Source organism: Kordiimonas sp. SCSIO 12610, assembly GCF_024398015.1.
In the GTDB taxonomy this organism is placed as follows: domain Bacteria; phylum Pseudomonadota; class Alphaproteobacteria; order Sphingomonadales; family Kordiimonadaceae; genus CANLMI01.
Map to the genome: position 1 here is coordinate 834,661 of NZ_CP073747.1, position 14,550 is coordinate 849,210.

Sequence of the window (14,550 nt, forward strand, 5' to 3'; positions counted from 1 at the left end):
ACATATGTGTACGGTAACGAACAGATGATATCGAGCAATGGGCCGTTATACAGAAATATTAGAATTTGAGTGGAAATAAAGCCGAAACCCTGGATTTATAGTCTTTGTAGGTGTCACCAAACTCGTCGATTAAGTCGCGTTCTTCAAACCACAAACCAATGAAAATATAAAGGCTCATTCCGGCCGCAAAGACTGCGCGCCCAATTGTCATATCGGGTGTTGCCAAGAGCGCGATCAAAATTCCGCTCTGAATAGGATGACGAACAAATTTATAAAACATTGGGGTCACGAATTTTTTTGTACCTGCATCCTCCCATGTTGTCATCGATTGCTCTAATCCCATTAAATGATAGTGATTGATCATGTGGGTGGCGAAAAGACTGATGATCCACCCCACATAATAGATCAGATTAATCAAAGTGCGGGATATTGGTTCTTCAATTTTCCAGATAACCTCGGGCATTGGCTGCCAATATTGAACAATCATCAGGAGGGTGATTGATGTCGCCAGAACATATGTACTGCGCTCGAGCCGTTCTGGGATAAGTTTCGTCACCACTCGCTTAAAGCGTTTTCGCGCCATAACGCTGTGTTGTAATGCGAATATGGCGAGCAAAGTGATATTGACAATAAGGGGGTATTCGGACGGCCGTGAATTCCAACTATCGATGGCCAGTGAATTCAGCGCATCGATGCCTAGAATAGTGAAGTGATTGTTTGCAAACAGAATGATCAGCAATAGGCTGGTTACACCCGCCAGATAACAAAATAGACCGTAAAGTACTGCAATTGCTCTTTTGATGAATGCCATAACGCTCCCTCCGCGTTAGCGATGATATCTTTTTCAGAGGGAATAAGGAAGCTGATAGATTTGAAAAACCCCGAAGAAGCCTCCGGGGTTTTTGTTGTAGGTGTTTACTTTAGGGCAGTGTTGACCTTAATCTGACGCCCTGATTTGACGAAGGAATTCGTCGACCTCGCGGCTAAGTTCATCAGACTGATGATTAAGTTGCTGCGCTGCACCAAGAAGCTCGGATGCCGCGTTCCCGGTCTGGGCCGCACCTTCGCTTACGGATGTAATGTTGCCGCGAACCTCCTGTGTGCCTGCTGACACTTCGGCCACGTTACGGGCAATTTCCTGCGTTGAGGCGTCTTGTTCTTCAACTGCGGATGCGATGGAAACAGCGGTTGAATCGATATTGGTAATCGTGTCACGAATTTGCTCGATTGCGTTAACGGCCGTTGTGGTCGCGCTTTGCATACCAGTTACCTGATCGCTGATTTCCTGCGTTGCCTGCGCTGTCTGGTTGGCAAGTGATTTCACCTCTGATGCCACCACAGCAAAGCCCTTGCCGGCGTCGCCGGCGCGTGCTGCCTCGATCGTTGCATTGAGGGCAAGAAGATTGGTTTGCTCTGCGATATCATTAATTAGATTTACAACATCGCCAATTTTTTGCGCGGCGTTTACCAGCTCGTTCACGTCAGATGCGGCTGCTTCGGTGCGGGAAACCGCATCGCGGGCTGCAGCACTTGACTGGTTGGTTTGGCTCGTGATCTCGCGAACGCTGCTCGATAGCTCATCGGCGGCGTTTGCCACCATCGACGCGTTATTGCTTGCTTGCTCGGCGGCGTGTGCCACGACCTCTGATTTGTTAGACGTATCATTGGCTGTAGAAGTAAGCCCTTCTGCGGCGGCTTGCATCGACCTCGCGGATTGCCCGACCCCTTCAACGACACCGCGAACGGAAGCCTCGAAATGCTCGGCGAGGCTAAGCATCTCACGGCGACGCTCTGCGCGTGCTTGCTCTGCTTCTTCTTCACGTTGGCGCTGACGCTCTAATTGGGCATTCTGACGCTCTTCTTCTTCGCGTGCTTTACGCTCATGCTCTGCGGCTTCGCGCTCTCGCTGTTCTGCCTCTAAGGCACGTTGCTGAATGGCGTTTTCCTTAAAGATGCTGATCGCACCTGTGATAAGGCCCACTTCATCCTGTGATGTTTGCACCGGGATATCCGTTGACAGGTCACCGCCTGCGAGTTGCTCAATCTTCCCTGTCAGGATACCAAGCGGCCTGACGGACGATACAGTCCAGTAGGCGAGGATAATACTGATCAATGTCGCAATCAGTGTGACAATCAGCATGGTAATCTGAAAGCCATCAGCGATATCACGCGTCTCTTGTGTTTCTTCCTTGTTTTTTAGTTCCTCAAGGTCGATGAATTCGTTGATTTGAGCGAGCCAGGTTACAAAGTTTGGCCGGGCTTCCGCAAGCAACAGGGCCTTAGCACTGTCATTTTGGCCTGCGCGGCGAAGCTCAATAATCCTTTCAATCAAGGGCAATGTGCTTTGCTGTGTTGCTTTGATGCGGCGCAGAATGCTTTCTTCCTGACTATCGACCATTGATGGGTCGCTGAAAAGGGCATCCATTGCAGTTTCAGAGCGATCATAATCGGCCTTCAGGCGTTTGATATCCGCCTCTACGCCGTCAAGTTCGCTTGTATCCACTAATGTTATGTCACGAATGGCGATTGCACGATCATGAACACTTCCGCGGAAGTTAATCGCATAGCGCTGCTTCACGCTATTCACTTCGTTGATATGATATAGGCTGTCGCTAATTTTGTTAACGCGCGATGCACTGATGAAGGACAGCAAAATAACAAGAAGGATTACTCCGCTGAAACCGATAATCAGCCGATTGCTGATCTTAGCATTTCGTAGAAAGTTCACTTTATAGGTACCCTGGTTTGTTTCGGTGTTTTGGTTGTCTGAAGGCAAAATTAAGTGAAATAGATCAACGTAAGATTAACAAGATTTAAGATACGAGGGTTTTTCATCTTGATGAGTTATATGTCTATAAAAAACAATTAGAAACAATGGGTTACAAGGGATTGTGTTTTTGGCTTCAAAATATATATCTAAATTTCGTCACTTATTGAAATTTTATTACAATAACAGGGCATTGGTTTTTGTATTATTATAGGAATGTAAGCTGCTAAATAAACGGAAACGGTTGAAAATATATCACATCCTGTCACATTGGCGTTAATGTACCGAAATAGCGGGTTTTCTTGCTCATATCCTCACTAAACTGCCTATAAAGCGTTATGTTCCTAACCGTATATCGTTTGCTTTCTTTGCAATCAAAGCTAAGAAGAACAGATGATTGAAACGTGGTGGTTGCTCTATTTCCCGGATAAAGTTGCTTCTTATGAATAATTCGCAGTCCAATGCAAAAATCAGGTCTATTGTTATGCTTGCGTTAGCGCAGGTTGCTGGTATGGGCTTATGGTTTATTTCATCCGCAATTCTTGGTGATATGCTCGCGGAAGCAAGTGCAAATGGTATCACCATCAGCGCGACGTCGCAGGCGCTTATGTCAACCATGGTTCAGGCGGGTTTTGTGGTTGGTGCATTGGTGAGTGCTGTTTTTGGCCTTGCAGACCGGATGGACCCAAGGCGCTTCTTTGCGGTTTCTGCTATTGTGGCGGCTATTGTAAACCTTTGTCTACTTACCACATCGCTCGGTGGAAACACTGCGGTATTGATGCGGTTTCTAACAGGTTTCGCGCTTGCGGGTGTTTATCCGGTCGGTCTAAAGCTTGCGGCAGGATGGGGCGAGAAAGATAGGGGGTTTCTGGTCGGGCTATTGGTTGGCGCCTTGACCCTCGGGTCTGCCATGCCGCATTTGTTTGCGTTTTTAGGGGGCGCGGATTGGCGCCTGACTTTAATGGTTAGTTCTTTGGTTGCGGGTGCAGGCGGCGTTCTTATTCTGTTTACTGGAATTGGTCCATACCACGCTAAGGCCGCAAGCTTTGATCCGAAAGCTATTTTTGAAATCTGGCAGAATAAGCCAATTCGTTCGGCGTTTCTCGGATACCTTGGGCACATGTGGGAACTATATGCGATGTGGGCGTGGCTTGGTGTTGCTGTCGCTGCTGAGTTAACGGTGGGTATGCAGAATAAGGAAGCGCTCGGTGGTGACACGACAATCATTAAATTGTTGACGTTTGCTGTTGTAGGCGTTGGGGCGCTTACATGTGCCTTTGGCGGTCGGCTCGCGGATAAAATCGGCAAGGCTGAGGTGACAATATGGGCGATGGGTATCAGCGCCGTTGCCGCGATTGCAACCGCCTTCAGTTTGGGTGGCCCGCTTTGGATAACGGCTGTTTTTGCACTGATCTGGGGTGCGTCTGTCATTCCCGACTCCCCGCAGTTTTCGGCGATTATTGCCGATTATGCTAGACCTGAAACAACAGGCAGTTTGCTGTCATTGCAAACGGCAATAGGCTTTTTATTAACTGTTGTAACCGTTCAGGGGGCACCGTTTGTCGCGAATATATATGGCTGGCAGGCAGTGTTCATGCTGATGGCACTGGGCCCAGTATTGGGAATAGCCTCTATGTGGGGGCTGCGCCGAACACGTGCGGATTAAACGCAATTGAGCAAACGGGCACTACCGATTTTATTCCGCTGGAACTTTGGTGGGAAGCATTTCTGGCTCGTGTTGTGGTTCGAGTTCCTGAAATTTGAGTGCGCTTAGAAATTGTTCTGCGACCGCGTTCCAGTCATACTTACGGGCAAATGTGTGGCAATTGATCGGGTCGCATTCGCTTGCTTTGGCAATTGCTATCGATAAATCTTCATCAAGCGCTGCAATCCTCACATGCCATTCCGGGAAGGGGCCGGTCCCATCTGGGCCAAGGACATCAACCGGACCTTGGACCGGATAGGCAGCAACGGGTGTCCCGCTCGCCAGTGCCTCGATCATAACAAGTCCGAATGTGTCTGTTTTGCTTGGGAAAACAAAAACATCAGCCGATGAGTATGCGTCCGCCAGTTCACTTCCGAACAATGCACCCATAAATTTGACGTCAGGATATTTCTTTTGCAGCTCTTCAAGGGCCGGGCCGTTGCCAACCACAACCTTTGTCCCCTCTGTCGGAATATCGAGGAAGGCCTCAATATTTTTCTCAACCGCAACCCGGCCAACATATAATTCAACAGGGCTTTTAAAATCCCAGCTTTTGTTGACACGGGGGTAAAACTGATTGGTGTCGACCCCTCTGGTCCAGCTTTTGATATTTTGAAAGCCCTTGTTTTCCAGTTGTCTTTGTACCGTTGGTGTCGCGACGAGAATTGCAGAGCTCGCCGCATGAAACCTGCGAAAAACGGGGTAAAGATAATCGGCTTTTATGGGGGTTCTTGCTTCTATATATTCTGGAAAGGCTGTGTGATACGCCGTGGTAAAGGCATATTTATTTTTAATGCACCAATTGCGTGCCATCCAGCCAAGCGGCCCTTCCGTCGCGATATGAAGGGCATCAATATTCCAGCGCTTTAGAATTTTGCCAATAACCCGCGGCGATGTCATGGAAAGTCTGATTTCAGAATAGGTGGGGCAGGGAATTGTTTTGAACATTTTCGGTGTCAGCATAAACACGCGGTGGCCCGGCCGCCTCAGGGTTTTCCTGAGTGTATCAAGTGTCCGCACAACACCGTTCACTTGCGGGTGCCATGCATCGCTTACGATACATATGCGGTGTTGTTTTTTTACTGGAATCGTTTGTGTGTCAGTTTCAAACTGAAAAGACGTATCTGGCATGATCAATTACTCGGCTGGAACGGCAACCGGAGCGTTTGGCTTATCGCTCTTTTTGCCTTTGTTTTTCTGTTTGCGCAGTTTGCGCTGCGCCTTCAGTCTGCGGAGTTTCTTTTCTTCACGTTTGGCTTTTTGTTCTGCCCAGTGCAGGATTTCAAATTCGCCAGTTTCATGTTCGACCAGCGCTGTGCAGCTTTCGACCCAGTCACCGTCGTTCATATATACGGTGCCATCAAAATCACGAATTTCCGCGTGGTGGATATGACCGCAAATGACGCCGTCTACACCCTTGCGTTTCGCCTCTAAGGCAACGGCCTCTTCGTATTTGCCGATATATTCAACTGCGTTCTTGACCTTGTGTTTCAGATACGCAGACAGCGACCAATATTGGTATCCCAGACGGCGGCGAATAGCATTGACACCAGTGTTTAACCTCAGCAAGAACACATAGGCATGATCACCCAGATGGGCGAGCCATTTTGCATATTTCACGACACCATCAAATTTGTCGCCGTGCAGGACCCAGTAGCGTTTGCCGTCTTTGGCTTCGTATATCATTTCATAGGCAAGCGAAACACCCGCCATATTATAGCCTTCAAATCCGCGAAAACCTTCATCGTGGTTGCCAGGGATATAGATAACCTCGGTGCCTTGTTTAGCCATTTTGAGAACACGGCGAATAACGTCATTATGGGCTGTGTCCCAATACCACTTACTTTTGAGCTGCCAGCCATCGATTATATCCCCGACGAGAAAAAGTTTGTCACAGGTTATGGATTTTAAAAAATCGAGTAATAAATCAGCGCGTGCTGCCCTGGTACCCAGATGTGTGTCGGAAATGAAAACCGCATGATAATGCTGTAGTTTTTTATGCTGTGATTTGTGGGTCGTTTCAGGTGCATTCAAATAGTTGAGTGCATCTTTTGAAAATTCAGAACTATCCAGCAAATTGGCCGGATTAAAATCAGCAGCTGAGGTCTCTAGCATCGGATTCTGGCCTATAGTTTTCATGAAGCCAGAATGGAGGTGTTTAGTGACAGAACTATTGCGGCATGGTTACGATTTTTTGAAGAGTGTGCTTAAGAAAGTTTTGCTCAAACCGCGAAATCTTAAGAGCAAGTTTGCAAAGCCTCGCGAAATTGCTTCACGAATTCTGGCCTCGATTTCAGCATACCATCAGAAAAATGAAAAGCTGTTTGGAATTCACTATGCGTGATGTGTTTGATGCCTTCTTTTATCTGTTTCTTTACAGACGGGGACGCACTTTCTCCGAGCTGCACGGATAAAATGGCATCGACTTGTTTTGAAAGAAGCATATATACCAATCGGTTTGGGTCTGCACTTCCGACAATATAATTGTAGTTATTTTCCTTCAGCCAGCCAATCATGCGTGAACCGGAAAAGGTCGTAACTGTCGCGTTTTTATGAAAGTCCTCGGACTTTGGATCAAGATCGCTGTCTTTACGCATATGCCAATTGAAGACGAGATTACCTGCTGGCCCCGCCAAATGCTCAAGGCGTGCACGGTCCCCTTCAAAGCTGGATGGAAACCATATGGAAGGCTTGTCGCTATCAGTAATGCTTCTCGCCCGTGACAAGGGCGCTATCGATAGATGATAGTCCTGATTTAATTTGCCCATGGCGCAGCTTAATTTGTCAACAGCTTCACCGGTGATGGTACCATCCGCGTTTTTATATCCGACGGAAGTTTCACCGTGTGTGTAAACACGCAGCACATCTTCATCGCCGTAAGCAAAAGATGAAGGTATCAGTAAGCCGATTGCACCAGCAACCAGGCAGGTAATAACTTTCTTCTTTATGGTATTTAGTGAGCTTGGATACATTTTCATATCTATAGACTGCTAACGATTGCCAGCAGTCTGATACAAATGAATAAATATTGTGTTAACAGCGTTAAAAAATAAACGTCGCTTCGTTTAGATCGTCCTGTGTGATGCCATTTAGGAAAACACTGTTTCCACCGCCTAAATCAATGGTGATACCATCCACTAGCTCCGATGCATTTGGAATGATAGCCGCAACAACATCGCTGACGTTTGCAAAATTGGTAATGGTTGAGGACAGATCGATAATATCTTCAGCAACGTTAAAGTCTGTGATCTGATCGATGCCGCTATTGGCAGCAAAAAAGAATGTATCGCTACCCACGCCGCCGGTTAGGGCATCGTCGCCCGCGCCCGCGAAAAGCGTGTCATCGCCAATGCCCGCATCAACGATGTCATTTCCAGTACCGTTGAAAAGCTCGTCATTGCCAGAGCCACCTGAAATACTGTCATTCCCGTCGCCGCCAAAGACCTGATCGTCGCCAGAGCCCGCATTGATTGTATCGTCACCGGGGGTAACATTGGCTGCGCCGCCAAAGATTGTATCGTTCCCTGCAAATGTGTTGATAACATCACTACCAAGTCCTCCGCCAACGACATCGCTTCCGCTTGACGCAAAGATCGTATCGTTGCCTGAACCCGCAAATGCTACATCGCTCATCGCACCGAAAATTTCAAACGGGTCTACGGTGCCATTAGGGATAACATTATCATTGAAGCTTCCGGTGATGATTAAGTCATTACCAGCGCCGCCGAAAATTGTGTCACTACCGTCAATCAGGAAGCTTCCATCTTCAAAGGCGAGGTTATCAGCGCTGTCACCGACGCCGTCCCCAACCAGAATATCGTCGCCTGCGCCGCCGCCGATGATATCATCGCCTTCACCACCCTGAAAACTATCGGATCCGGTGTCACCTTCGCCGGCAAAAATCTGATCATTTCCGGTTCCACCATCGGCTACATCGTCACCCAGTCCACCCGATATGAAATCATTGCCATTACCGCCAATAAGCTGGTCATTATCTGCGTCACCGCGAAGTGTGTCATTGCCGTCGTTGCCAACAAGTGTGTCGTTACCGTCGTTACCGCGCAAAATACTGGATGTATTATCATCGTTGATGAAATCGTCGCCTTCACCGCCAACCAAATCAGCAGCGGATTGAGGATTGGAGACAGTGACCCCGGCCTCAATAAGGTTCTGAATTGTGACGGCTACGAAGCCGCTATTGCTCGCGCCATCGGTGTCCGTCGTAATAACAGGAACAAAAATAACCGGATTGGCTTCAAAATTAAAGGATACTCCCTCGCGCACAAACAATTCGCCGCCAATGATTTCAAATCGGTCGTCGAATGTGGTGAAGGATACAATATCGCCGTCAAAATCGGTTGCTGATAATGTTCCCACTGAAGCGCCGGATGTTGTATTTTCAGGAAGAGGGACAGCATTTAATTCCGGACCGGACGGGGCTTGGTTCGTTGTCAGGAGTTGGCCAAACACGCCGGACGCGGAACCATCTTCGTTTGCACCAAATAGTGTCAGGATTTGCCGACCGTTGAGAGCGGCCAAGCTAACGGACCCCGTCAGCGTGCTAAATTCGTTGACCATGAACTCGTCGCCGATAGGGGTGCCCGAGGCGTCAAATCGTTGCGCAAAAATATCCTGTGTATTGACCTGTAGTATTGAGATGTAGGCAACAATAAACCCGCCGTCTTCTGTTGCGACGATCTCGGGGTTTAGCTGATCACCTGTTACAAAGGTGTTTACCTGCGTAACCGCGCCACCAACATTGGTATCGCCGTCAAAAACCCTTACAAAGACACCGTTTCCAACGCTGCCGTCGGTGCCATTTTGGTCTTGAAAAGCAATGGCGAAGTCACCGTTTTCCAGTGCAACAACACGGCCATTTTGCTGGGAACTGTTGGTTACTGTATTGACCAGGATTTCCCCTGTTTGGGGCGTTCCATCTTCTGCGAAGCGTCGAAAGACAACGGCTTCGAGGTTGCTATCCACATTCGCGGCGTCAAAAGTGATGACGAAAGAGCCATCACTGAGCGTAGCAATGTCAGGTTCCTGTTGATTACCTGCTGTGGTTATGTTGACCTGAAATTCTGGAACAGTTTCATTACCGTTTGCGTCAAAAATTCTGGCGAGAACGCTGTTTCCGTCTGCATCATCGCCTGGCGAGGCCGCAGAGGTATAAGCCGCGACAAAACCGCCATTATCAAGGGCTTCAATAACAAGGTTATTCTGTAATCCGACCGAGGTGTCGTTAACGGCAAATTCGCTTGTGACGGGTGTGCCATCAGGTGTGAATACACGGGCTCTAAGCTCAAGGTTTGCAGCGCCGCTACCTGTTCGCCATGCGACTACGAAATTGCCATTTGCAAGCGTGATGACTTCACCAAATACCTCTACGCTGGCGCTAGGGTCATGTACCAAAAAGGCTGGTCCAACAGGAGTGCCATCAGCGTTAAAAATACGGGCAAAAACATCAAAAGTACCGTTTTGATTACTATCGTAAACAACTACATAGTTTCCATTTTGAAGAAGCGTAGCATTCGGCCTGTCCTGAAGGTTGGTCGTGATGTCATTTAACTGTTCTTCACTGCCTATCCTGTTTGGCGTCCCTAATTCTGGCATTTACGTTACTCCTGGCAAGCGACTCAACTGGTTGGCTTGTTACTAAAAGAATGAAAACCTTGTGGTTAAGGCTAAATCGTTAAAATATGATGTGTATCTTAACGATTGATGAATTGGGCAACAAGCAAATATAGGGTATCATCTAACATATTGATAAATATGTATTATTTTGAGACAATGTGGTCTGTTTTTCTCAAAATATCATTAAGTGAATAGAAGATGAATGGAATTAATATTATTCCCGAACCAACTATAGATTAGGAAAAACTCTTTTTATATCAATGTGTTGATATCATGACGTATTTGCTCAATCTATCGTGAAGTCAGCGTTTATTGAAATCAGTAATTTAGTCGCTATCTTAGAAGTGTAGGGTCATTCCTACGTTAATACCCTTTTGGGTGTTTCCTCCCTGAGCCTGGGCCACGCCGGTGTGCGTGGCCATTTTTTTGCCTAATTGATAGCCTGTGAATGGAATAACGCCAGCAATTATTCCGCTGCAACCCGAACGGTCTTTCCGAATTCACTCATCAGGTTTGCTGCAAACCGACTGAGCTTGCGTTGAATAGCATGAAACTGGGGTAAGGGCTCGAGGGTAATTTCATCCATATAAAGCGCGCGGTTGAGCTCAATTTGGATCGCATGAACCCCTTTCTTGGGTTTGCCGTAATGCTGTGTCGCATACCCACCCGCATAAGGAATATTGCGAACAACCTTAAATCCTTCGTTTATCAATAATTTCTCTGCAAGCGCGGTTAGCATGCTATCGCATGATGATCCCCAAACGTCACCCAGCACAATATCTGCGTCATGAGAGCGTGATTTTTTCTTGGTTAGGCCGCTGATTAACCGCGCGGCCTTGCCCTTTTTGTCACCGCTATCAGCGTGGTTTTTCTCTGCACTACGTTCGTTTGGGTCAGTCACAGATGGCATTGAATGACAATCGATTAATATAGCCTGCCCAAAGGTAGTTTTGCGTTCGCTGATCAAGTTTCGAAGCGCGTTATGATAACCATGATAGACATCATTAATGCGTTTTTCAGCTTCACGGGCTGGAAGAGGGCTATTGTATATTTTCTGGCCTGGGGCAACAAGCTCTGGAATAACGCCGAGGCCCGCCCGCACGCGGTGACTTTCGCGAACCATATTTTTATCCAGCATGGGGGAAAACATCGCGGGGTCTAATTCATCGGAAGCCCGGTTTAAGTCAACATAGGACCGACCATAGGTCGCGATGATTTGCGTGCCGCCAAACTGCGGTGCATGTTCAAAAAGTTTGTCTACCCACGCGTCTTCACTTATGCGCAGCATGTCTGCCGAAAGCTGGCTTTGCTCAACAAAGGTGGTGGGATAATGCCGCCCACTATGCGGTGCCGCAAAAATAAAAGGCGTTTTTGGGCCTGAATTGCGCTTAATCAGATAGGGTGCGTTGGGCGCGCGCGCAGGCTGCGGGTCAAATTGGCGATTGCCTGCGTCGATGCTTTGAGTTTGCGTACGCTCACTTTTTTGGTCAGTTTCTTCAGACACAATAAAGGTCGTCCCTTTTACCCTTATGCGCACTTATGGCAGGTATGCCAAACATACACGATTATATTGAAACGAAACAGCAACAGACTAACGACATTTAAAATATATGTCACGAGTGAATTTCGACCATTGGTTTCTGTGTTTGGTGTTCGCTAACCAAAAAGCAAAGAAAAAGGCCAGGCAAACTGCCTGACCTTTCCAAAATAATTCCGATCGAAATCGAATTATTGAGCAATTTTGTATGTTACTGGAACAACAAGAGTTTTTGAAGCAACACCGGCTGGAAGAGCAGGGAAGCTATCGAGGCCAAAGAGGCCAGTGATTGTTGCTCTGTCAAGGTTGCGGTTGCCTGATGTTTGAAGAAGTTCAACACCTGTTACAGCGCGGCTTGAAGATACTTTTACACGAACTTTAAGTTGGCCTTCGATACCCGCACGTTTTGCGCGTAGTGGGTAGTTCATGTTGCTTACAATGTAATTGTGCGCTTGCGCGTTCCAGCCATTTTCAACGAGGTCGTTGTCAGCAGCAAGTTTTGCAGATGCTGGTGCCGCGATTGCAGTTGCAAGAACAGATGCAGCGAAAAGTGTGTTTACGAATTTAGTCATTTTGGTGTCCTTTGAATTTCAAATCTGTAAATCAATCAGGTATTCGATCATTTGCTGTTATCGTCATCAGCCAAACAGCAATTTCTATGTCCATCATTTGTTGAGCACATGTTTAACGTTGGCGCGTTTCATAATTATGCAGCTTTTATGAATCAATTATTTTCTGCGGTTTCCAGCTATGCGTTTTAAGCATGGCTAACCGGTTATTTTTTAACGAAATTTTAATGTTTTGATGGCGTGCACGCGTTCTTGGGAGTAAGGCATGAAAAAAGCCCGATGGAGGTTAAACATCGGGCTAAAGGGCGCTATCGAAACGCTTGGAGGAGCGGGCGTGGAATAAATGAGCGGGAAGCAACCACACATCGGTAACGCTGATCAAACCATTATTGCAAATGATAATCATTGTCAATTGCAATAATGGTTGCCAAGGCATATTCATTTACCATTATAAGTCTGCGCTAATGCATTATGCCTTTGAACCTGTTGGTTCATAAAAACTCATCCCGCAATATGCGGGTGCTCTTATGGGTATACGGAATTTGTGCGCTGACCAGAAGAACTGGTCAGCTTTGGGTGTCTTGTAATCCGGTCCTAAACGTGGTTACTGAAATTAGCCCAGTAATCGGCCTTATAATCGGGCCAGTAATTGAGCCAGTAACGAGGCCTTATAGTCGGACCATATAATCAGCTTGGGGCTTTGGCCTATAAAATCATGCCTTTGGTACGCAGATATTCATTAAGCGTTACCTTACCGTCTGAATTTTGGTCAAAATTTTCAAACTTTTCTCTTTTTTCCGCTGCATCGATTGAAAATTTGAAGGCACCCAGGCTGGCAATAACCTTTGTGCCTTGATCAAACGTTTTTGTATCGACATCAGCCACGTTTCTGCATGCTTCGGGCAGGTACGCGACCCGCTTTTCTGCTTTAACCGCATTTTTCAGAAAGAATATCTGGTTTTCTGGCACGGCGTCCATTTCCGCCTTTATCAGAATGCCGTCACCGTTCGCGTCATAGCTATTGAAAATGGCATGCATGGTCTCGCGCTTTGGAATAATGATGGAGCCCGCGAATTCCCTAACCGATAATTTATTATCATTATTTTCGTCGAGGCGGCCAAATTCCAGCGTTCTATCGGATGCGCCCTGTGCGATCATCGCTTCCCGGCAGGGGCGGTCAGCCTCGCTTTGTTTGGCGACCTTGATAAAATCTTGCCCGTTCAGGTTTTGCGCACTGATCAGGTCGGCCACTGTTTCTTTCAAATCCCCCTCTATTTTGGAAATATCCACGTCGCTTGTCAGGTTTATTTTCCCGCTTTTGACCGTAACGATATTTGTACTACTCGATAGCGGCGCCAAATATTCACTCAGGGAAACATACCCATCCGTGTTTTTGTCATACTGGGCAAAATTCTGGGCGACAATTGGGGGAACCTGTTCCGTGAAATAAGGGGGCAGGGTAAAAAGGGCCGCGCTTAAGGCGCCGCCCATGATTAAACCGGATATCAGCATTTTATAACTCCTTCTGTTTTCACCGAAGTATCCGTTCCTGAGGTAAACCGCTATCCCATCACGCAGCACCGAGCTCGCGCTCGCCCCTTCCATCCGGCAGGCCTCCATAAAGGCTGCTTTATCATCAGGCGATAGACGAAGTTCAATCACCTCTGTTTTCTTTGAAGGTGGGTTTTTGTGCTTTTGTGTGTCGCTCATTCTAAACTCAATCGTTGGATACAGCTCGGTACTCTGAGGAATTCAGGGTGTGCTGCTTGAAATAATGTCTACAATATATTTCGTGTCGCGAAACAGGATTTTCGTGTCCGGGAAGGGGGGAATAGTTTGTCGGGACAGGAGATGTGGGGCTGTTGCACTTGATCCTGAATGTCAGCACTTGGCGTCAGAGTTGTAAATTACCTGAAATCAGCCATGTGTATAAAATGAACAAAAAGAAATTAGCCTTCAGCATTTTGATCTTTAGTCTATGCGCTTGGTGGATTGGATTTTTTCCAGCCATTGGCGGGTTTATTATCTGGTGGCTCGCTAATACGTTTGCTGCATCATTGGAACCAAAGGACAGATATCCACATCCTGATGATGACAAGTTAGATCAAGATTCAGTCTAGTTTAGTTTGATCACACATAATGATTTCCGTGAACCAACTACAAGAATTATGAGTACAATTTCTGATCATTTGAAAGGCGTAAGATGTTACATTCCTGAGAAAGGAGTAGGCATAAATAAACCCGCAAAAGCGGGTTCAAATAAAAAACCACCTTTTCGGTGGTCAAATAGGGAAATCTATTTGGTTTTATCACGGATTTTCGTTTTATCCGTTATGGC

10 protein-coding genes are annotated in these 14,550 nt (G+C 47.0%); 1 reads left to right on the plus strand and 9 read right to left on the minus strand.

The annotated features are described in order from the left end of the window. Positions 1–58: 58 nt before the first annotated feature. Together KFF44_RS03865 and KFF44_RS03870 are read right to left on the minus strand one after the other, a co-directional pair. Positions 59–811: an isoprenylcysteine carboxylmethyltransferase family protein gene (locus KFF44_RS03865; RefSeq protein WP_255937450.1), complete on the minus strand. Its 753-nt coding sequence runs from the start codon at positions 809–811 to the stop codon at positions 59–61. 126 nt (positions 812–937) lie between these two features. Next, positions 938–2,728: a methyl-accepting chemotaxis protein gene (locus KFF44_RS03870; protein WP_255937452.1), complete on the minus strand. Its 1,791-nt coding sequence runs from the start codon at positions 2,726–2,728 to the stop codon at positions 938–940. Between the two features lie 481 nt (positions 2,729–3,209). On the opposite strand from KFF44_RS03870, the gene KFF44_RS03875 reads away from it, so the two are divergent. After that, on the plus strand, positions 3,210–4,433 hold the full coding sequence (locus KFF44_RS03875; RefSeq protein ID WP_255937453.1) for a nitrate/nitrite transporter: 1,224 nt from the start codon (positions 3,210–3,212) through the stop codon (positions 4,431–4,433). A gap of 30 nt (positions 4,434–4,463) precedes the next feature. Here KFF44_RS03875 and KFF44_RS03880 read toward each other — a convergent pair whose 3' ends face one another. The 7 genes from KFF44_RS03880 to KFF44_RS03910 form a co-directional block, all read right to left on the minus strand. After that, positions 4,464–5,603, minus strand: a complete 1,140-nt coding sequence (locus tag KFF44_RS03880; RefSeq protein WP_255937455.1) for a glycosyltransferase family 1 protein — start codon at positions 5,601–5,603, stop codon at positions 4,464–4,466. A 6-nt stretch (positions 5,604–5,609) separates the two neighbouring features. Then, positions 5,610–6,587, minus strand: a complete 978-nt coding sequence (locus KFF44_RS03885; RefSeq protein ID WP_255937456.1) for a UDP-2,3-diacylglucosamine diphosphatase — start codon at positions 6,585–6,587, stop codon at positions 5,610–5,612. 122 nt (positions 6,588–6,709) lie between these two features. After that, the gene (locus KFF44_RS03890) at positions 6,710–7,450 is read right to left on the minus strand and encodes a hypothetical protein (protein ID WP_255937457.1); all 741 of its coding nucleotides are present in this window, start codon (positions 7,448–7,450) and stop codon (positions 6,710–6,712) included. Positions 7,451–7,514: 64 nt separating this feature from the next. Further along, positions 7,515–10,085, minus strand: a complete 2,571-nt coding sequence (locus tag KFF44_RS03895; protein WP_255937458.1) for a calcium-binding protein — start codon at positions 10,083–10,085, stop codon at positions 7,515–7,517. Between the two features lie 487 nt (positions 10,086–10,572). Beyond that, complete coding sequence (locus KFF44_RS03900; RefSeq protein WP_255937459.1) at positions 10,573–11,610, minus strand: N-formylglutamate amidohydrolase; 1,038 nt, start codon at positions 11,608–11,610, stop codon at positions 10,573–10,575. 224 nt (positions 11,611–11,834) lie between these two features. After that, on the minus strand, positions 11,835–12,215 hold the full coding sequence (locus KFF44_RS03905) for an energy transducer TonB (protein WP_255937461.1): 381 nt from the start codon (positions 12,213–12,215) through the stop codon (positions 11,835–11,837). 702 nt (positions 12,216–12,917) lie between these two features. Then, positions 12,918–13,922: a hypothetical protein gene (locus tag KFF44_RS03910; protein ID WP_255937462.1), complete on the minus strand. Its 1,005-nt coding sequence runs from the start codon at positions 13,920–13,922 to the stop codon at positions 12,918–12,920. Positions 13,923–14,550 lie beyond the last annotated feature (628 nt).